Below are 19,350 nucleotides of genomic sequence, written 5' to 3' on the forward strand. Positions count from 1 at the left end.
TGATCCCGATCATGCTGCTTGAAGTTTTCGAGTGATTAAATCAACCGTATCGCCCACATTACCCGCCTGATTCAACTGTTCAATTTCCGACAAACTAAATTTAATCGCCAACTCTTTTTCAATAGCATCAATGATTTGTATCTGTGCCAGTGAATCCCAGTCTTCAGCATGGTCTGCCGTCGTATCTCGTGTCACCACTAACTCATCTTCATCCAGCACATCCGAAATGATCTCAGAAATCGCATTCAATATATCCATACAAGCTCCTTTATCGTGCCGCGTAATGAACCTATTTTGAGGTTGTGTATTTGTTCTTTATTTAGCATTCGTTCTGACAAATTCATTGGCGCATGATCATCAGCGGGAGGTCAGGTTCAGCGTGATGTTCGTCGATGACGTATTCCCACTGGCTGCTACCCTCTTCGTTCTCAGATAAACACAGAAAGCCAAGTGATGCGTAATGACCACTCACCAAACCGTTCTTCTTACTCGGCACATATTGACCAACCAATTTACTGACATTCCGGGCTTTCGCATGACGAACCAATTCTGAAAACATCGCCATTTCCATCTTTCTTTTGAACACTCGGCAGCTCATTAGCCATAGATCAATCGTCAGAGTGTGTTCATGTTCAGTCCCGACAATCACGGACACAATGCCATTGTCGCCAAACTTATCTTTCAATCGGCCATACAGCGAAAGGTGTCGCGGAGAGTGCATGAAAGACGAAATTTCCTGTGCACTATAGCGTTGAGTCGTGAGGTTAAATTGGTTGGTTTTATTGGTGAGCTGCGTAATGCGAGATAACGATACATCGTCGAATGGCGCGATCATCGCCATCATGTCTAACGATTTTAGATAATCATCATAGTTTGCAAATTCACGCTGCAATTGCTGGCGTTCTTGATTGTGCGCATACATGGCAGCTCGCGAAACATCTTCTGGATTGAGGGATACCAATTCAAATAAACCCGCTTTGTCCAAAGCCGTGATGTATTGCGTGACATCTTGCCCAATGTTGGGCACAGCAACCGATGAAAGATTACTCGCGACCAGTTCACGTTCACTGGCGTTATCATCAAGGAACACAAGGGAGTCGAGACCGATATTAAGTGACTCAGCAATCTGTTCAATATTTTGGTCTTTGTTTTCCCAATTAGCTTTAAATTCGCTGAAGTCAGAGAGCGTGAGTATTGAATCGGGATGCGAGAACCCTTGTTTCGCGTTCTCAATGTCATTTTTGCTGCAAACCGTTAAAAGTACACCGCGCTGATGAAGTGCCTTCAAGTATTGTTGCAATTCTGTGTAAGCTTCGGCCTCAGCGCTTTCATGCCCGATTTGGATGCCACTTAAGCCATCATCACCAATCACTCCGCCCCAGAGCGTGTTATCTAAATCACACACGACCGCTTTCTTGCTCAACCCCAGCACTGCGAGAATTTGGTTAGCCACACTGTGCCCCAATTCAGGGAACGCATCGCTATTCATCGCATACTTGTAGGCATACCACTGCGTTTTGTTGAACCAACGCTCTAACCCAAACCATGCAGACAAATAGTTAAGGTCATGCAAAATGAAATTTGGACGCTGTTCGGCGTATTCTGCAAATTTGGTATTCAATGCATTGGTGAAACGTGTTTTCCCGGCGGTGGCAGACGCATCAATGTTCCCCATAGGACGGGAAAACGGCAGTTCAAAATTGTTCTGAATAATGGTGGCTTGATACTTACGGTGTAACGCCTGCCAAACGGTATGAAAGTAATCATAGGTATCCGCAACTTTATCACTAACGTCGACGTTATTATCTGTAGGCGCTGGCCATGTCGTTAGGTTCACACAGGTCGTGTGGAGATAAATAACCTGAGGGTCAAAAGCGTCGAGCGCATCATTGTCAAATACCGATTCTTGATAGAACTGGTTGTAGTCAGACTGATAGATTTCGACATTCACACCCATGTTCAGCAAAAAAAGTTCAATGTAATTGGCCACTTCACTGGTTGTGGAGCCGCCCAAGATCGCAACACGCAAAGGCGGCGCAGTCAGCGAGGCTTTCAGGGTTCGGCGCAGTTTCTTTTGACGACGCTGCAGCCACGCCACATCCAAAGGGTATGCGATCCTTACGTTCGTCGTTTCAGTCATGTTTTTCCTCAATCACGAATACTTACCCTCGCTTAAGAACGTGTTTTCCCCATTGCCCAACGTAGTGTGTCCACCACACCTGAAAGGGTGACGATAAACTGATTTAACGAACGGCTATCCATCACTAAATTGCGCTTCAACTTCAACGGGTGTTCCGTTCTAGCATTCAACCCTTCATCCAACGTGGTCGCCGTTCTGATGCCAAGAGCGTTCAATTCTGGAAGATGTTCTGGTGACCAAATCCCACTCGGGTAGCAAAAATGCGTCAGCGCTTTTGGAGAGGCAATCTGCGCAGTTAAAACCTCTCGATTGGTTTCTATTTCGTGATGAATGGCATCGCTATCTGTCGGCAATTTGTGGGTATGTGTATGCAGTTGAATGTTGGTCAATGGTGAAGCCATCGCTGTGTTTAACTCGTGGTAATTGGCGTTATGAAAGCGCTTTGCTTGTATCGCATCATCGCTTACACCTAACGCACTCGCTGTCGCCGACAAAAACGCCGTTTTCTGGTCGTCGTCAAAAGAAACCATTGCAGCTTCTACCAATTTCACTATGTCAGATACACTTCCTGTGAACCCATAGCGTTGACCTTGAAATTCAACATCAAACGCTTCTGTCGGTTTTTGCCACAACCAATATTGGATTAAGACATTAACTACCGGGATCTGATGGTCACAGTAATAAGTCGTCACATATACCGTCGACGGAAACTGATACGCCTGAAAGGTGGGCAAAAGTTCAGTAATGCTGGATCGCCAGCCATCATCTACCGTGATAACAACGGGGTATTTGAAATGTGCCTCTCCGTTTAAATGGCGTTCCGCGTCATCGAGACTTATCACGTTAAAATGCGAGCGTTGGAGATAATCCAACAACTCATGGAGTTTCTCTTTTGATATGAAAACACCCGGCCAGAATTGATGCTCATCTTTCAATGCCATCGAATGAAAGCAAAGGATGATTAATTTATCTCGATGGAAATATGAAAGGGCTCTGGCAATACCTGTTCGAACAAAAAATGTATATACCGCCTCCCTCATCTTGCGCATTCCGTAGCTCTCCAATAAAAGTTCACCAACTTAAAACGCGTTTGCGCGAAATCGAAAATAATGGCCTTACATGCATGAATTAAAGTATAGAAGTGTGTATCAATTTTGGATCAAACAATTGAAAAATGAGAGGAAACAGCATGCCCCGTGTATACACACGAGATTCATTACCCAAAGAAAATAAAGAGTGGTAAGACGAAAGCACCACGTATAGAGACATCGCAGGTAAAATTCTCTACAATACGCGCCCTCTCGGTGCGGGACGGAATTCCGCGCATAAGATGATTTAGAAACAGCATGCCAAGGCATTAAGTGCATGTTGTTGTTACTATCAAGGCAGGTTCCGATGGCCAATCGCGATAACATTTTTGCTGCGCCAATTGAAAAACTGGGTGATTTCACGTTCGATGAAAACGTGGCTGAAGTTTTTCCCGATATGATCCAACGTTCTGTACCTGGTTACAGCAACATCATATCCGCTATTGGAATGCTCGCTGAGCGCTACGCATCTGACGGTTCAACCGTTTATGATCTTGGCTGCTCGCTGGGTGCTGCAACCCTTTCAATGCGTCGCCATATCAAAGCTGAAAACTGCAACATTGTGGCCGTTGATAACTCCCCAGCCATGGTTGAGCGCTGCAAATTGCACGTCAATGCCTATCGTTCAGACACAGACGTCAACGTGATAGAGGAAGATATTCGCAACGTCGATATTCAAAATGCATCGGTGGTTGTCCTAAACTTCACGCTGCAGTTTTTGAATCCGGATGATCGTCTGACTCTACTGAAAAAGATTTACGCTGGTTTGAAACCTGGTGGCATTCTGATTTTGTCTGAGAAATACAGCTTTGCTGATGAAACTGCCCATGAACTGCTTATCGATTTGCACCATGATTTCAAACGTGCAAATGGTTACAGCGAATTGGAAATCAGCCAAAAGCGCAGTGCATTAGAAAATGTGATGAAACCCGATACCATTGATTGCCATAAGCAACGTTTAAGCGATATTGGCTTTAGTAGCATCGCCGTATGGTTCCAATGCTTTAACTTCGGCTCGATGTTTGCGATCAAGTAAGTAAATAAGTAGCTGAGAGCCTAGGTCCTAGGTCCTAGGTAAAGCAAGTTTCGCTCTTCTCGCAACGAGCAAACAATATTAAATAGACTCATAACAGACAGACCAATAAGCCATGTTCGATTTTTCTGATTTCTACCAATTGATTGCTAAGAACCGCCTGCAAAACTGGCTAAACGTCTTGCCGGCGCAACTTGCGGAATGGCAAGACCAACCGCATGGCGATATGCCCAAATGGATGCGCGTACTGAAAAAGATCCCTACCGATGCCCCATCAACGGTAGAACTAAAAGATCGCGTTGAAATTGGATCGGAAAACGAACTCCCAGAAGGCCAACGTGCGAAATTAGAAAACCTACTTCGTACGTTCCACCCATGGCGTAAAGGTCCGTATAAAGTTCACGGCATTCATATTGACACCGAATGGCGCTCTGATTGGAAATGGGATCGTGTACTTCCACATATTTCCCCGCTTAAAGGACGTTATGTTCTGGATGTCGGCTGTGGCAATGGTTATCACATGTGGCGCATGCTCGGCGAAGGCGCTGAACTCACTGTCGGTATTGACCCTTCAGAACTGTTCTTGGTGCAGTTTGAGGCCATACGTCGCCTAATGGGCAACGACCAACGTGCACATTTGCTACCACTGGGTATTGAGCGCCTTCCTGAACTCAAAGCTTTTGATACGGTATTTAGCATGGGTGTGCTGTATCACCGTCGTTCTCCGTTAGATCACTTGATCCAATTGAAAAACCAATTGGTCAAAAATGGCGAATTGGTTTTAGAAACATTGGTGATCGAAGGCGACGAAAATGCCGTTCTTGTTCCGATTGATCGCTATGCACAAATGCGCAACGTGTACTTCTTCCCATCAGCAAAAGCGCTCAAAGTATGGCTAGAGAAAGTTGGCTTTGTTGATGTGCGTATTGTTGATGAGTGCACGACAACCACAGACGAACAACGTTCGACCGAATGGATGACGCATAATTCACTGCCAGAATATTTGGATGCGAATGACCCGTCGAAAACTATAGAAGGCTACCCCGCACCTAAGCGCGCGATTTTAGTAGCAAAAAATCCTGACTAACCCATGACAAAGGACGCTTCTCGCGTCCTTTTTTTCAATGTAAACTAAGTACCTTCAATTGAACTCGTTAACTATCCAGCACGGAGCTCCTCATGCTAACTCGCAGCGGATTGCTGATTTTGATTCTCACTGTTCTTTCTGGCTGTAGCCTGACATCTCAAGAGCAGCATCAGCAGACATTGGACGCCATCAACGATATCGAAACCAATATACACACCGATTTAACCGCGATAAATCAAAATGCCGTTGCCCAACAAGCGCAAATCGCAACCCTTGAACAGCAGCTTCTGTCGATGTCTGACACACTCAAAGTATTAAGACAGACTCAAGCTCGTACCGAGGCTAACCGCCCCGAGCCTAAAGTGGTCTACGTTGAGAAAGAAGTGCCCGTGCCCGCAACACAAGACAAAACCACATTAGGTGAACAAGAATGGGTTTGGATTGATGCTGCTGGAGAGAACTTCAAAGCCCGTGTTGATACTGGTGCAACGACCTCGTCTATCAATGCCACAGACATTCAAGACTTTGAGCGTGACGGAAAGACATGGGTACGCTTTAATTTAGCGCACGCAAAATCAGAAGATACAACGGAAGCAGATCCTGTAACCATTGAGGCTCAAGTCAAACGTTGGGTGAAAATACGCCAAGCATCGGCAGACGAACTCGAACGCCGTCCTGTCGTAGAGTTACGTGTCAGACTGGGAGACCTGCATGAGAAAACACAATTCACGCTTGCTGACCGTTCCCAAATGGAATTTCCGGTACTGCTAGGTCGAGAGTTCTTTAAAGACATTGCTGTGGTTGATGTCAGTCAATCATATGTTCATCCAAAGTTTGTCGCCGAAAACAAATAGCCACTGACTTTACATTGTCAGTTAAGCGAAAGAGGAAAAAATGACTTCACGCGCTCCGTTTTACATGCTTATCAGCCTGCTCATTGTTGTTGGTATGGGCATGAGTATGTATCGTCATGACGTCTACGGTGTGCCGTGGACTGCTGGTCAAAAACACCAAGTGTGGGAAGTTGAGGCCCGCGTTGAATTTGAAGCCAAAGGCGACCCTGTTAAAGTCTCTTTAGCAACGCCGGACACACAGTCTGGCTTTACGCTTATTAACGAAAACACCAGCTCTCCAGGTTACGGATTTGCACTGGTTAACACCGAAGATGGCCGACGCGCTGAGTGGACGAAACGCGTAGCCAGTGGCCAACAGATCTTGTACTTCAAAAACCAAATGTTGGTGGATGAAAACGCGAAATTCCCCAATGAGCCGCCGTTAAGCAACGTTGCCCCTATCGCCCTTGATGGCCCTGTGAAAACGGCGGCAGATGCAATTTTGGCGCAAGCTATCCAACGCTCGGCGGATAACAGCACGCTGACCCGCGAAATCATCAAACAGTTCAATGATAACGAAAGCCAAAATGCCGCTCTGCTTACCAAAGAGATGAGCAAGGCTGACGCTATTGTCGCCATCCTTTCACTCGACAATGTGCATGCTCGCGTCGTTGGCGCACTGCAATTGGAAGATGGACGCCGTCGCCAGAGCATTATCCCTATGGTCGAAACATGGGACAACGAACACTGGCAGTTGTTTAACCTCGAAACTGGCGCAAAAGATACATCCCAAGATCTGCTGCTGTGGAATGAGAAAGGCTCACCAATGTTAGAAGTCACTGGAGGTACTAACAGCCAAGTTAGTTTCTCTATCATTTCGCAAGACATTAGCCCCAAACAAGCCACCGACGAGAAGATTCAAGCAGAAAGCCTTTTAAACTTTTCGATCCATAGCCTGCCAATCGAAGAGCAAGCCATGTTCAAAACCATCATGCTTGTGCCTATTGGCGCACTGATCGTTGTGCTGCTGCGCGTGTTGGTTGGCCTTAAAACTTCCGGCACCTTCATGCCTGTTTTGATCGCGGTTGCCTTTGTGCAAACACAGCTTGTGCCCGGCATCGTTGGCTTCCTTTTGATCGTCGGCACAGGTCTGGTTATTCGCAGTTACTTGTCACGGCTGAACTTACTGTTAGTTGCGAGGATATCTGCCGTTATCATCACGGTTATTTTGATTATCTCCGTATTTACCGTTGTCGCATTTAAGATTGGATTGGTTGAAGGCCTAAGCATTACCTTCTTCCCTATGATTATCCTTTCTTGGACCATCGAACGTATGTCGATTATCTGGGAAGAAGAAGGCCCGAAAGAAGTCTTGGTGCAAGGCGGTGGCTCTCTACTGACCGCCGTTCTGGTTTACCTTGCCATGACCAATGATTTCGTACGCCACATCACCTTCAATTTCATTGGGATTCAACTCGTGATTCTGGCGTTAATACTCATGCTAGGTAACTACACGGGTTATCGACTGAGTGAATTGAAGCGCTTTAAGCCTCTCGTGAAGGACTAAGCGCATGTTGGGATGGTTAAAAAAATACACGTCACCCTTTAAGCTCGAACGTGCCGGTATCATGGGCATGAACCGACGTAACATCAGTTACATCGGCCGCTACAATCAGCGCAGATTGTTTCCTTTGGTGGACAACAAACTAAAAACCAAACACCTTGCCCAACAAGCAGGGGCCACGGTTCCAGAGTTGATTGGCGTCATTAACGCGCAGCACAGTGTGCCTTCTATCCACAAAATGGTAGAAAACTGGCCAGGTTTTGTTATTAAACCCGCTCAAGGTTCTGGTGGTAAAGGAATATTGGTTGTTACTTCTAACAAAGACGGTGTTTATAAAAAACCGTCTGGTGCAGAAGTCAGCAAAAGTGAAGTGGAACGTCACATCACCAACACCTTGGCAGGCTTGTTCTCTTTAGGCGGTAAAAATGATGTCGCCGTGGTTGAAAACCTCATTCAATTTGATGATGTGTTTGAGGGGTTCAGTTTCGAGGGTGTGCCAGATATTCGCGTTATCGTGTTTAAAGGTTATCCCGTCATGGCAATGATGCGCTTGTCTACCGCAGCATCTGACGGCAAAGCCAACCTTCACCAAGGTGCTGTGGGAGTAGGCATTGATATTGGCACAGGCAAAGCTGTCCGCGCCGTTCAATTCAATCGCCCTATTGAGCACCATCCCGATACAGGCCGCCTATTGAGTGAGCTCAATGTGCCTCATTGGGAACAACTGCTAGAGCTTGCCGCGAGTGCGTGGGAAATGACAGGGCTTGGCTACATCGGTACCGACATGGTGCTTGATAAAGAACAAGGCCCTATGGTGTTGGAGCTAAATGCTAGACCCGGCTTAGCGATTCAAATCGCCAATGGTTGTGGTCTACTGCCTAGACTGCGTCACATTGAGCATCTCGGCACGTCTGCTACACCAACAACGCCAAAAGAGCGCGTGGCGTATGCCAGAACACATTTTAGTGACACACTAAATCAAAAGTAAAAAATCGGGCGAAAGCCCGATTTTTTTATCCTAAACGTCAATATCTTAAAACTGATTTACCTTTACCTTGAAGCATCACTTTCATTAAGCTCAATAATCCAAGAGCACACTAAGACGTAAGGACGGGGACATGGAAGCCAATCAGTCTGTATTCGATTTTAACAAAGAAGTCGATCGCACTGCCACAAGCAGCGACAAGTGGGATAAATACAAAGGCAAAGATATTCTGCCGATGTGGGTCGCCGACAGTGACTTTCAATCGCCTCCTCAAGTGATCAGTGCCATACAAGAACGTGTTGCACATGGCGTATTTGGTTATACCCATGCCCCAGAGTCACTCACAGAAATCTTTGTTTCTCGTATGGCAGAACGCTACGGTTGGGACATACAGCCCGAATGGGTGGTCTACCTTCCAGGGCTAGTCTGTGGGTTGAACATTGCTGCACGCGCCCTAACTGATGAAGGTCAAGCCATTATCAGCCCTAGCCCTATTTATCCCCCTTTCATTTCATCCGCAAAATTTGCAGAGCGCCCTTTACTGAAAGCGCCTGTAGAGCTTGAAAATGGAAGGTGGCTACCAAACCTCAACCACATAGAAGATCAGTTGACTGGCCAAGGAGGGTTACTGCAAATGTGTAATCCTCTCAATCCGGGCGGCACAGTTTTTCGACGTGAAGAGCTAGAAGCCACACTAGAGTTTGCCGAAAAACACAACTTGCTCATCTGCAGTGATGAAATTCATTGTGACCTGATTTTGGACAAAGATTGCCAGCACATCCCTTTCGCCAGCTTGAACGAAAGTGCCGCACAACGCAGTGTCACCCTGATGGCGCCAAGCAAAACCTTTAACATTGCTGGACTCGGCGCCTCTATTGCCATCATTCCGAACGCCGATATTCGTGCTCGCTTTAATCGTGTCAAACGCGGCATTGTGCCCGGTGTTAGCGTTCTCGCGTTCACCGCTGCTCAAGCAGCCTATCAACACGGCGAAGGCTGGCTACAAGCCCAACTCGATTATTTAGCGGGTCATCGTGACTATTTGATGCAGGAAATTAACGCCCTACCTGGACTGAAACTCGAACACATCGAAGCCACCTACCTCGCGTGGATTGATTGCAGTGAGTTACCTGTCGACAATCCTTTCAGCTTCTTTGAAAAAGCCGGTGTGGGTATGTCTCCGGGATTGGATTTTGGAAACCGAAAATTTGTGAGGCTGAATTTTGGCTGCACCAAAAAAACGCTAGAAGAAGCGCTGCTAAGAATGAAAACTGCCATTGCGGCGCTTGACCGATAGATTCATGTTCAACAAATAGACGCTTAACATCAGTAACATAAGTTGCTCACAAAACAAGTGAGCAACTTATGCAGTGATGATACACCCCGCCAACGCCTCCATATCACCCGCAACAAACAGCACCATCAAAAATTTCGAAGTTTGCGACAAAATAAAACAGTTGAATAAATAGACAAATCGAATACACTGCCGGAAAAATTCGACACACGTCACATAATTGACCTTATTGTTTTTAACTGGCCGTAGCGATTGACCATGCATATTTCTTCAAACGTGAATCGTTTTCTTCCCTATTCGTTCGTTCGCGTATTTATCTTGTCACTGTTGGTCACGTCAACAGCACTTCAGCTTTTCAATATGGCCCATACGCAGGGTTTGGTTACTCAATTACAAACTAACTTTCATAGCATTTTTGAAACCATTCGCCGCTTTGGTTCTTACTACAACAACTCGTCCGACTTTGTACTTAACAAAGGTGTTCATGAGAACGACGGTGTCAGTTTGTTGGTGAGGCAAGACAATATGTCCGTTAAGCATCTCTCCCCCGGGATACTGAAGTTACGCACGCAGTTAGAAGCGCTTGCCCCCAATAGTATATGGACAGTTGCCGTACTCGAGAACCCGAGCCTATACGCGCACTTTCTCCCTTTGAGACAGCAATACACTGACGCCTTTGAACAATATCGTTTAAACGATGTAATAGAACGGGTCGTTGTCCGTGAGCAGCTAAATAACACATACCAAGAGTTCTATGAATGCAATGTGCGCTTAAGCGAACCGTATGTTGAAAAAGTCACTGAACAACCGATCAGAACGGTGTATTACCCCATTCATAATCACCAAGCTTTGGATGCGCTCGTCTCGGTCGATTTAAATGAAAGCTACATTCAAAACCAGGTTGATGCATACAACGATCTGCATTACACCACGCTTAACATTGACGGGAAAAACAATGCGTATACCACAACGGCGTTTTTTCCCTGTTCAAATGCAATCACATTTAGTGTCGGGTTTTCTTTCACCGACATCATCATGAAAGCTCTGTGGCCTTCATTGCTGCTAGCGGTGTTGTATCAACTTGGTTCACATGTATTGCGGAAACAAGGACGCTCAATCAAAACCGACGAAATGACCAACCTTTATCGTCGCGATTACTACGAGCCGAAACTAAAGCGCATGACCAGTTTTTCATTGCTGGTTCTCGATATTGACCATTTTAAGCAAATTAACGATCAACATGGACATGCCAAAGGCGATGAAGTACTGGCGAAATGTGCTCGAATCATCTCGTCTCAAATACGTACTGGCGATGCCGCCATACGTTGGGGAGGGGAAGAATTCATTATTGTTTTCAAAAATATGCATCAAGGCATCTTAGTCGATAAAGCGGAGCAAATTCGCCTAGCTATTGCCAACGAAAAAATAGCGGGGCTGGATGTCACCGTGTCCATTGGTGGATTAACCACACATCAGACAACGTTTGTGGACGCCTATAAAATCGCTGATACCGCGCTATATGAATCTAAACATCGTGGCCGAAACCGAGTGACCATACTGTGAAATATTATCTTCAAGTGTCAGAGCGTTCTCACGCAGACTACGCCAAGCATGTTTTGCTTTCATTTGTATTGGTTTTGCTCAGCACCAAAGTATCGTGGTTTGCGAGAGAAGAGATCACAAACAACTTATTGCTTTCTGTCACCACAGGAGCCATGGTTGCCGTCACTTGCATTTATGGACGAAGCGGTGTCTTAGGTGCCTTTTTGGCGCTGATGTCATACTACCTGTTCAATCCCATTCCAAGTGGCATTGGGCTGCTCTATACCTTAGTGGTGACGGCGGCACTATCTGCATCGGTATGTGTTTTCGAAAAATATCGACACCATTATTATGCTAACCGTGTCGCCTTTTGCTATTACGTTTTCTTCACGCCGGGGTTAGGCGCGTTATCACTAGCCCTATTTGCACCCGACGCTTTTTCTCTTGAAGCCGCACTCAATTTGTACCTCACCGATTCCATTGGTGTACTGATTACTGCACCCATTATCGTGCTTGGGCTTCACTGCTTCTATCATCCCAATTCTTTTCACGCATTCACACGTTCATTCATTGATGTATCGGTCTCTGAATGGATCTACAAAATGTTGGTGATTGGCAGTATTTTGTTGGTGCTTAATGTTGAAAGTAACATTGCTGACCAAAGCTACCTGACATACTTGCTACTCGCCCCTCTTGTGATTCTCGCTGTGTTTAATTTTTCGGAATTAGCACTCGTCGTACTGATGATCATTGGGTATAGCTTTCTATTCCAAACCAATGATCCCAGTGATCTCACTGCGCTAAATTCTAAATTGGCTGTTTTCTCCATGTTTTGTGTGATCATCTACATCATGCTGGAATACAAATTGACGTTACGACGGCAGATAGAGAAAAACACCAAAAACCTCTACACCGACGCACAAAGTCACTTTGGTACGTTCCAAAAACTCAACGCATTAACCCTAGAGATGAATGACTTTCTCGTGTGCGCACTAGATCTGAGGCCTGCGTTTAAATACCCGCTCGAAAAGCGAGACGCGATATTGCGTCAAATCGCGTATTTCTTTAAACACAACACCGCCGTATACGACTTAAGTTTCATGCTTTATGACGTTTCCTCGTTGGTATTTATCGTCGAAAACACGCCCAGTTCGGTGGAACAATTAGAAAGTATCCCGGAGCACTTGGATCAATACCTACAGCGTCGAAGCATCAATTACCGACCCGATCGAATTTACTATTGCCGATGCCAAAAGGGCATTCGCATAAAGCCAGCAGTCAACCGGCTTAACGTGAACATGCGCTTAGCGGATAAGCACATGGGTGCCACTGTGATTAACTGCGACGAAACAGCAATGGATGATTACATCACCCTGCTGGACGAGCTTAGTTTTGATAACATTAGTCTGCTTAAGCAAAGCTATCTGAACCTAGCACACCCCGATAAGCAGAGTTTTGAGCTACTCAGCCAATTCTCTATGGATGGAAAAATACTCAACACCGGAGCGGTTTTTCAGTGTGCACAACGATTAGGCTACCTCGATACGCTCGAAAACATGCTGCTGTATAAACAACTTACGTACCTTGGCTCGTTAGATGAAAGCAGCTATGACACGGGTTCCATTAACCTAACGCCAGAGTTCCTATGCGACACACGAGCAGTGGATGCACTGGTCCTATGGGCTAAGCAACATACAATCAACACCCAGAAAGTCGTCATTGAAATTGTCGAATCTGGCGAGATTGAAAGTCAAAATCTACTTTTTGATAATCTCAACACCCTTAAAAACAATGGTTTCAAACTAGCACTTGATGATTTTGGCGCGGGGCATGCTTCGTATAACCAACTACTCACTATGCCTGTAGATTCGGTGAAAATTGATGGTTCCTTGGTACGAAATTGCATTAATGACCCAATAAAATGCAAAATCATCGAGAACCTCAAATCAGTGGCGGATACTTTGAAAATCAAGGTTGTCGCAGAGTGTGTGGAAACAGACGAAGAAGCGTCCTATTTGAAGGGGTTGGGAATCGACTATTTACAAGGCTACTTGTTCCATAGGCCCACGGCAGTGGAATGGCTTCAATAAAAAGCAGTGGCAAATCCACTCATAAAGACAAAATAAAATAGCACCCTTCAAGGTGCTATTTTATTGAGTATCGAAACTCTATTAGCGCTTCACACGAAATCCACGGTGGCAGCTTTTACAGCTACGATCTGCAGCTTTGAATGCTTTGGTCAGCGCCTTTGCATCTTGCGCTTCTGCTGCTGACGCCATATCAACAAACTGGCTGTCTAACTTAGATAAGTCTTTCTCAAATTTGTCCCACTTTGTCCAAACCGTGCTTCGGCTGCGGCTGCCCGTATCACTCCCTTCAGGAAACAAAGCAGGAAGCGTCGCTAAGGTTTCACTGTTCTGTATCGCCAGCGCTCGTATTTTCTCCCAATCAGAATCACGACCATCTTCTAACTTCTTCATGGTTTTTACGTTATCTGCAAATGATAAAAAGCCTTTTTGACGTTCATCGATTTGCTGAGTGAAATCGCCAGCCGTTGCGCTTGCAGCCATTAGAAAGCCTGCAGATAGCATCGAAAGCCACACCTTCGACACGCTTAGTTTTCGCATTTATTACATCCTTCATTTATTGTAACAATTTGTTTTAATTGCCGAATAGAGACCTTCCTAGTAATCTCAAAGCGCATTTTTCATCAAGAGAATGGCATCGAAAATTCGAACTACACGAGCCTTGGCTGACCCATCGCGCCGTTTGCTGCCCTTTCTTGCTGTGCAAAAAAGGGAAATCCTTTGATACGATATAATAACCGGATATAAAACATGAAGATATGGGATCTTCCAACCCGCCTTTACCACTGGCTACAAGCGTTACTGTTCACTTGCCTAGCTCTGAGTGGCTTCTTCGCCATAGGTCCGCATGAACGATTTGGGCTCGCACTGGCAACTCTGCTTACATGGCGGGTTATTTGGGGGTTTATTGGTAGTGAAACCAGTCGATTTCGTCAGTTCCTGCGCTCACCAAAAACCGTTGTTCGATACATCAAAAACGAACAAACACACAATGGCATCGGGCATAACCCTGCTGGAGGTTGGATGGTAATTGTCATGTTGACACTGCTGATTGCACAATGTTTTGTCGGCATGTCGATGGGCGGATATTTTGATGCTTACCTGCACGACGACAGTATCTTGTATGACATGGACTTACTGATCGCTACGCACCTCTATCTCGCCTACATTTTGCTTGGTTTTGTTGCCCTGCATCTTTGCGCTATTGTTATTTACAACCTCCGAGGGAAGCCGCTAGTCAAAGCCATGATCACGGGAACACAAACAACCATTGTGAACCATTTCAATGTCTCTTTTCGTTCCAACATTCGCGCGGGGGTTTTACTCGCAAGTATCGCAGGGTTGGTCGGGTTGTTTCTGAATATCAGCACCTGAATTCGAACGTTATTAACCAATTACAGCTAAACAACCTGAAGATCTAGGATTCAGTTTGATTGGGTATAGATGCCACCACTTTCGCGGAAATTGGTCTCTTTCATGGGAAATCGAGTAAGAACATTGAATAACGCCTATCCAAGGTTGGAAACACAATGAGATAGCCTGCTAAACTTTCAATTCAAGCACTCTGCTGGTGTTTGGATATATCGCGTCAATCTCACTCAAAAGGAGTTGGTATGTTAGGTGAAAAACACTCATTGTTAGACGATTTCCCTGAGCTAGAAAATCGTATAAACGCACTTATCGAAGCAGACTCAACATTTGCCGCTGACAATAAAAAATACAACGCCTTAGACAAAGAAATTAGAACGCTAGAGTTGAATAACGGTCCGATTGGAGATGATGCAATGCATCAACTCAAACATCAACGATCAGTGATGAAAGACTCCCTTTACCAACGAATTGCCGCCGGCGAATAGTTCTCTTTCAAATCCCCCAAACCAAAAATTACGCCGCGAATCATTGCTATGATCTGCGGCGTTGTTTTGCTCAATCTGTATGTTCGCGTTAGTTTGACGAGATGAGTTCCTCTGCATTGTGACGACACAAATACAAAATCAACTCACTAGTTTATTCAGCAAGATCCAATTCATTATGAATCAACACCACACACTGAGAGGCGAAAATCATTTTTGGCCCAAGGCTGATTTTCTCAGTGCCTAATCGCTTCAAGCTATTGAAGCTTTTCTTCGGCATCGGGAGATGATCGGTCAATAGAAAGCATGAATTCGCAGGGAATTTCTGCTCTCGAATAGGCGTGCCTTTTTTGTCCATCATGAACAATTGGTACTCTTCAGAAAGCTCAGTGATCAGCTTTTCAAAGCTCACAGTACGCACAGTAATACCCGGCTCAACTTCACGCTCTTGCTCTTTACCCATGCCTTTCGAGCAATCCAACGCGCGAGCAACTTTGGTCAGCAAGGCTTGCTCATGAAAGCCACCCACATTGGTCAAGTCGTTTGCGGTAAAGCGAATGGTACGAGAGTAGTCTTGCGTCTTCTCCAACACCAAGTACACAACAACATCTTCGCGGTGAGATTGCGCCACAAAAATAGCGTTCATCAGAGTGTGAGCCAAAATCTCGGTATGAGCTTCCTGGCCCACAGAGGCCAACACTTGCTGACTATCAACAGAGGTAGATCGGGCACGTAATACAAAAGCACGCATAGAAGATGTTCCTGAAGAGTTAATCCGTGCTGCTTACGCTAAGCAATCAGCACGGTGAATCGGTGTCATAAGTTTAAGCGCGACATTCTCCCAGCTTTGGCAGAACATGTAACTAAGAAATCGCGTTACCGTTAACGTCGATTAAGCAATTCGATTGTTTAGCGTCTGAAATCCGTTGTAAATACGTGATGACGTGGTAAACCAACACATAGCGCCAAACACACAGGCTATCTCAACAAAGTTCGCAGGGAACACACACATCAGCACAAAGCAGAGAATCGTTTCCGAGCCTTCGGTAAGGCCAGTCATGTAATAAAGCGATTTGTTCTTGTAGACAGGATCGTCGATACCTTGCTTGCTCGCCATAATGGCAAACGCCAAGAAACTACTCCCAGTGCCGATGAAGGAGAAAATCAAGAAGGCGCCTGCTAATGCGTTCTGATCAGGGTTCGCCAACACAAAGCCAAATGGCACCAATGAATAGAACAGAAAATCGAGGCTAATATCGAGAAAACCACCCGCATCAGTGACGCCTTGAATACGTGCGAGCGCACCATCTAAGCCGTCCATGATGCGATTAATCCCAATAAACAGTAACGCCAAACCGTACTGTTCCATCGCCAATGCAGGAAGTGCAAGCAAGCCGATGACAAACCCAGTCACCGTGGTTTGATTCGCACTAACACCCATTTCATCAACCATTTCAGCGACTCTCGCCAGCGGCCAACGTACGGCGCGAATTCCCATGCTATCAAGCATTCGTTTGTTCCTTTTGTTTCATGTTCCAAGGCCAAGACAGCAATTGGCTACCTGGCGGAATATCGGCGACATCATGAGTCACCATTAACGCCGGAATATCGGCTTCTTTTAATTGTTCTACCACCCAGTCACGAAACTGAGTACGTAGATCGTTATCCAACTTACTAAATGGTTCGTCGAGCAATGCTATCTTGGGTTTGGCAAGCAACATGCGCGTCAAACTAATGCGAGCTCGCTGACCACCGGAGATTTGGTCAGGGAATGAATCGGCCAAATTTACCAACGAGATGTGTTTTAACGCCTGCATGGCGCGATCTTTTCGCTCAGATCCTTTGATGGCGTCCGGCAGTGCAAACGCGAGGTTTTCCCAAATCCGCAAGTGAGGAAACAGCAAATCATCTTGAAACAAAATGCCCACATCTCGCTGATGCGCTGGCAGATTGTCCAATACCACCCCATTCAACCTAATGGTGCCAGTGTAGATAAACTCACCAGAAAGGTGCCCTGCAATGGCATCCAGCAAAGTGGATTTCCCGCACCCGCTTGGCCCCATCAAACAAAGGACTTCACCTTTGTCGACACACATATTGAGCGACGAGAACAAGGTCTCGCCTGAGGTTTTACGAATGGCGAGGTTTTCGAGACAGATACTCATCTGGCAACAACCCTTTGATTGATAGTCGACGATATTTCACCTGCAAATGGCTTATCAATATCGCGAACGAGAAAAACAACAGCGGCAATAGCGCCTGCCAAATGGCATAAATAGCGGTGACTCGACGGTCAAAGCCGCTCGACAAAGCCACTGCTTCCGTGGTTAATGTGCTGATCCGCCCTGCCCCCAATACGAGCGTTGGCAAATACTGTGCAAGGCTCACGCTAATACCGATAGCCCATGCAAACACGATCGCGGGAAGTAAAATAGGCAGCTTTATCTTTAGCCATACACGGAGAGGCGATTTCCCAAGGCTCAGAGCAACACGGGTGAAACCTTCGTTGTAGCTACGCCATGGACCATCTAAAGACAAGTAAACATAAGGGAAGGCAAAGAACACATGCGCCCAGCAAACCCAAGAGAAATGAGCATCACTGCTGAGGTACAAAGTGGCAACTTGCATACCAAACAAAATTGAAAGCTGTGGGATCAGCATAGGAACCGCAATAATATAGCCTGGAACTTGCAGGCGATATCGTAGCCGATACTCGTGCGCCAGCAATGCCATAACCAGCGCAATAGACGCTGAAATGACTGCAATCACGATGCTTTGTTCAATGGTGCCGAGAATAGACGCCCACTCGTACTCCCAGAAGCGCAAGCTATAGCGACTTGGAAGAAGATCAGGGAATCGCCAACGTTGTGCAACGCTCCAAAGCAGCATCAGCGGCATCATAGCAACTGACAAGGTTAGCAAACCCATAAACACAATTTTGCCAGGGAACGCAATGCCGCGTCTCCCCGAGTATTGCCACGTTCGCCACCCCTTAGTGAGTAACCACTCCACCGCACGAGCAAGGCCAATCAGCATTAAGGAAATAATGAACAGAACCACAGCGCCAGCAGATGCGCGTGGCAGCAAAGATAAATCAGGATCGTTAAACCATTGCCATACCAGCACAGCAAACGTCGGTGGGTTGGTTGGGCCGATAATCATTGCGACATCAACAACCGACAAACCGTAAGCCATCACCGCCAGCATTGGAAAACGTAACTTGGTGAGCCATTGCGGTAGCACACACTTCCACCATGCTTGCGCGCGACTATAACCCAATGATGCAGATACTTTTTCAATTTGCTTGACGTTCACTTGCTGCAAGATGGAAATGCTCATCAGCACAAGGAAAGGCACTTCTTTTAACGCCAACATTAGGATCATGCCCAGCGCATGAGGGTCATTAATCACCAGCGCGAGATCGGCACCACGCTGCCCGGACGTATCATAGGCAAACCACTCACGCATCACCCGAGCACCCATGCCTGTCGGCGCAAACAAGAACGCAAAACCAATCGCAAACGCGACATGCGGCACCGCCAAAAGCGGTGACAAAGAGACTTCAATTTTACGCCAAAATGACGTCCCCCAACTCGCCTGTAAAATAGCAAACGTGATGATACAAGCAAGATACGTGCTCGCAACGGTAGAGTAGATCGTCATCGCGATCGACCGCCAAACACCCTGCCAATCAAACACCATCGCAAAACCATCAAACGATGGATGATGCATACCCAGCGGCGGAATATAACCAAGAGACGACAGTGAAACACCGAGCAGCCCAAAGGCCGTCGGCAACACACAGCAAACAAGAATTAGCAGATAGAACACACGTAGCATCAGA

General features: G+C 46.1%; 18 protein-coding genes. 10 read left to right on the forward strand and 8 right to left on the reverse strand.

Annotated features, from left to right (window positions below; all coding sequences use genetic code 11):
- Positions 1-9: 9 nt before the first annotated feature.
- The 3 genes from L4D06_RS18490 to L4D06_RS18500 form a co-directional block, all read right to left on the reverse strand.
- Complete coding sequence (locus L4D06_RS18490; RefSeq protein ID WP_429740670.1) at positions 10-258, reverse strand: acyl carrier protein; 249 nt, start codon at positions 256-258, stop codon at positions 10-12.
- Positions 259-340: 82 nt separating this feature from the next.
- On the reverse strand, positions 341-2,140 hold the full coding sequence (locus tag L4D06_RS18495; RefSeq protein ID WP_429740671.1) for an HAD-IIIC family phosphatase: 1,800 nt from the start codon (positions 2,138-2,140) through the stop codon (positions 341-343).
- Positions 2,141-2,172: 32 nt separating this feature from the next.
- Positions 2,173-3,189 (reverse strand): polysaccharide deacetylase family protein, encoded by a 1,017-nt coding sequence (locus L4D06_RS18500; RefSeq protein WP_429740672.1) that lies wholly within the window; start codon positions 3,187-3,189, stop codon positions 2,173-2,175.
- Positions 3,190-3,535: 346 nt separating this feature from the next.
- Between L4D06_RS18500 and cmoA the strand changes: the two genes are divergently transcribed.
- The 8 genes from cmoA to L4D06_RS18540 all read left to right on the forward strand — a co-directional run bounded on the left by cmoA (position 3,536) and on the right by L4D06_RS18540 (position 13,656).
- A complete protein-coding gene (gene cmoA / locus L4D06_RS18505) occupies positions 3,536-4,264 on the forward strand; it encodes a carboxy-S-adenosyl-L-methionine synthase CmoA (protein ID WP_274166176.1) in 729 nt (242 codons plus the stop codon).
- A gap of 112 nt (positions 4,265-4,376) precedes the next feature.
- Complete coding sequence (cmoB, locus tag L4D06_RS18510; RefSeq protein WP_429740673.1) at positions 4,377-5,348, forward strand: tRNA 5-methoxyuridine(34)/uridine 5-oxyacetic acid(34) synthase CmoB; 972 nt, start codon at positions 4,377-4,379, stop codon at positions 5,346-5,348.
- A 92-nt stretch (positions 5,349-5,440) separates the two neighbouring features.
- Positions 5,441-6,202: an ATP-dependent zinc protease family protein gene (locus L4D06_RS18515; protein WP_429740674.1), complete on the forward strand. Its 762-nt coding sequence runs from the start codon at positions 5,441-5,443 to the stop codon at positions 6,200-6,202.
- Positions 6,203-6,242: 40 nt separating this feature from the next.
- Complete coding sequence (locus L4D06_RS18520; RefSeq protein WP_429740675.1) at positions 6,243-7,748, forward strand: inactive transglutaminase family protein; 1,506 nt, start codon at positions 6,243-6,245, stop codon at positions 7,746-7,748.
- 4 nt (positions 7,749-7,752) lie between these two features.
- Complete coding sequence (locus L4D06_RS18525; RefSeq protein ID WP_429740676.1) at positions 7,753-8,733, forward strand: alpha-L-glutamate ligase-like protein; 981 nt, start codon at positions 7,753-7,755, stop codon at positions 8,731-8,733.
- 130 nt (positions 8,734-8,863) lie between these two features.
- Positions 8,864-10,027 (forward strand): MalY/PatB family protein, encoded by a 1,164-nt coding sequence (locus L4D06_RS18530; protein WP_429740677.1) that lies wholly within the window; start codon positions 8,864-8,866, stop codon positions 10,025-10,027.
- 255 nt (positions 10,028-10,282) lie between these two features.
- Positions 10,283-11,587 (forward strand): GGDEF domain-containing protein, encoded by a 1,305-nt coding sequence (locus L4D06_RS18535; protein ID WP_429740678.1) that lies wholly within the window; start codon positions 10,283-10,285, stop codon positions 11,585-11,587.
- Positions 11,584-13,656 carry a sensor domain-containing phosphodiesterase gene (locus L4D06_RS18540; protein ID WP_429740679.1) on the forward strand — a complete coding sequence of 691 codons (2,073 nt, stop codon included), beginning with the start codon at positions 11,584-11,586 and terminating at the stop codon, positions 13,654-13,656. Before L4D06_RS18535 ends, L4D06_RS18540 begins: the two co-directional genes overlap by 4 nt.
- 81 nt (positions 13,657-13,737) lie before the next feature.
- Here the strand turns inward: L4D06_RS18540 and L4D06_RS18545 are convergent, their stop codons facing one another.
- Positions 13,738-14,193: a c-type cytochrome gene (locus tag L4D06_RS18545; RefSeq protein WP_274166184.1), complete on the reverse strand. Its 456-nt coding sequence runs from the start codon at positions 14,191-14,193 to the stop codon at positions 13,738-13,740.
- Between the two features lie 210 nt (positions 14,194-14,403).
- Between L4D06_RS18545 and L4D06_RS18550 the strand changes: the two genes are divergently transcribed.
- The gene (locus L4D06_RS18550) at positions 14,404-15,027 is read left to right on the forward strand and encodes a cytochrome b/b6 domain-containing protein (protein WP_429740680.1); all 624 of its coding nucleotides are present in this window, start codon (positions 14,404-14,406) and stop codon (positions 15,025-15,027) included.
- 239 nt (positions 15,028-15,266) lie between these two features.
- On the forward strand, positions 15,267-15,509 hold the full coding sequence (locus L4D06_RS18555) for an HP1242/YdcH family protein (protein WP_274166186.1): 243 nt from the start codon (positions 15,267-15,269) through the stop codon (positions 15,507-15,509).
- A 151-nt stretch (positions 15,510-15,660) separates the two neighbouring features.
- Here the strand turns inward: L4D06_RS18555 and trmY are convergent, their stop codons facing one another.
- The 4 genes from trmY to L4D06_RS18575 form a co-directional block, all read right to left on the reverse strand.
- Positions 15,661-16,257 carry a tRNA (pseudouridine(54)-N(1))-methyltransferase TrmY gene (gene trmY, locus L4D06_RS18560; RefSeq protein ID WP_274166187.1) on the reverse strand — a complete coding sequence of 199 codons (597 nt, stop codon included), beginning with the start codon at positions 16,255-16,257 and terminating at the stop codon, positions 15,661-15,663.
- A gap of 141 nt (positions 16,258-16,398) precedes the next feature.
- Entirely contained in the window at positions 16,399-17,016 is a 618-nt protein-coding gene (locus L4D06_RS18565) for a CDP-alcohol phosphatidyltransferase family protein (RefSeq protein WP_429740681.1), read from the reverse strand.
- A complete protein-coding gene (locus L4D06_RS18570; protein WP_429740682.1) occupies positions 17,009-17,671 on the reverse strand; it encodes an ATP-binding cassette domain-containing protein in 663 nt (220 codons plus the stop codon). Before L4D06_RS18570 ends, L4D06_RS18565 begins: the two co-directional genes overlap by 8 nt.
- On the reverse strand, positions 17,637-19,346 hold the full coding sequence (locus L4D06_RS18575; RefSeq protein ID WP_429740691.1) for an ABC transporter permease: 1,710 nt from the start codon (positions 19,344-19,346) through the stop codon (positions 17,637-17,639). The genes L4D06_RS18570 and L4D06_RS18575 overlap by 35 nt, the downstream gene beginning before the upstream one ends.
- Positions 19,347-19,350 lie beyond the last annotated feature (4 nt).

This window comes from Enterovibrio makurazakiensis, from assembly GCF_050336585.1.
Taxonomy (GTDB): Bacteria; Pseudomonadota; Gammaproteobacteria; order Enterobacterales; family Vibrionaceae; genus Enterovibrio; species Enterovibrio gelatinilyticus.

Excerpts from the sequence above, each read along its gene's own strand:
- L4D06_RS18490 (WP_429740670.1), bottom strand. The coding sequence starts at position 258 with ATGGATATATTGAATGCGATTTCTGAGATCATTTCGGATGTGCTGGAT.
- L4D06_RS18495 (WP_429740671.1), bottom strand. The coding sequence starts at position 2,140 with ATGACTGAAACGACGAACGTAAGGATCGCATACCCTTTGGATGTGGCG.
- L4D06_RS18500 (WP_429740672.1), bottom strand. The coding sequence starts at position 3,189 with ATGCGCAAGATGAGGGAGGCGGTATATACATTTTTTGTTCGAACAGGT.
- cmoA (WP_274166176.1), top strand. The coding sequence starts at position 3,536 with ATGGCCAATCGCGATAACATTTTTGCTGCGCCAATTGAAAAACTGGGT.
- cmoB (WP_429740673.1), top strand. The coding sequence starts at position 4,377 with ATGTTCGATTTTTCTGATTTCTACCAATTGATTGCTAAGAACCGCCTG.
- L4D06_RS18515 (WP_429740674.1), top strand. The coding sequence starts at position 5,441 with ATGCTAACTCGCAGCGGATTGCTGATTTTGATTCTCACTGTTCTTTCT.
- L4D06_RS18520 (WP_429740675.1), top strand. The coding sequence starts at position 6,243 with ATGACTTCACGCGCTCCGTTTTACATGCTTATCAGCCTGCTCATTGTT.
- L4D06_RS18525 (WP_429740676.1), top strand. The coding sequence starts at position 7,753 with ATGTTGGGATGGTTAAAAAAATACACGTCACCCTTTAAGCTCGAACGT.
- L4D06_RS18530 (WP_429740677.1), top strand. The coding sequence starts at position 8,864 with ATGGAAGCCAATCAGTCTGTATTCGATTTTAACAAAGAAGTCGATCGC.
- L4D06_RS18535 (WP_429740678.1), top strand. The coding sequence starts at position 10,283 with ATGCATATTTCTTCAAACGTGAATCGTTTTCTTCCCTATTCGTTCGTT.
- L4D06_RS18545 (WP_274166184.1), bottom strand. The coding sequence starts at position 14,193 with ATGCGAAAACTAAGCGTGTCGAAGGTGTGGCTTTCGATGCTATCTGCA.
- L4D06_RS18550 (WP_429740680.1), top strand. The coding sequence starts at position 14,404 with ATGAAGATATGGGATCTTCCAACCCGCCTTTACCACTGGCTACAAGCG.
- L4D06_RS18555 (WP_274166186.1), top strand. The coding sequence starts at position 15,267 with ATGTTAGGTGAAAAACACTCATTGTTAGACGATTTCCCTGAGCTAGAA.
- trmY (WP_274166187.1), bottom strand. The coding sequence starts at position 16,257 with ATGCGTGCTTTTGTATTACGTGCCCGATCTACCTCTGTTGATAGTCAG.
- L4D06_RS18565 (WP_429740681.1), bottom strand. The coding sequence starts at position 17,016 with ATGCTTGATAGCATGGGAATTCGCGCCGTACGTTGGCCGCTGGCGAGA.
- L4D06_RS18570 (WP_429740682.1), bottom strand. The coding sequence starts at position 17,671 with ATGAGTATCTGTCTCGAAAACCTCGCCATTCGTAAAACCTCAGGCGAG.
- L4D06_RS18575 (WP_429740691.1), bottom strand. The coding sequence starts at position 19,346 with ATGCTACGTGTGTTCTATCTGCTAATTCTTGTTTGCTGTGTGTTGCCG.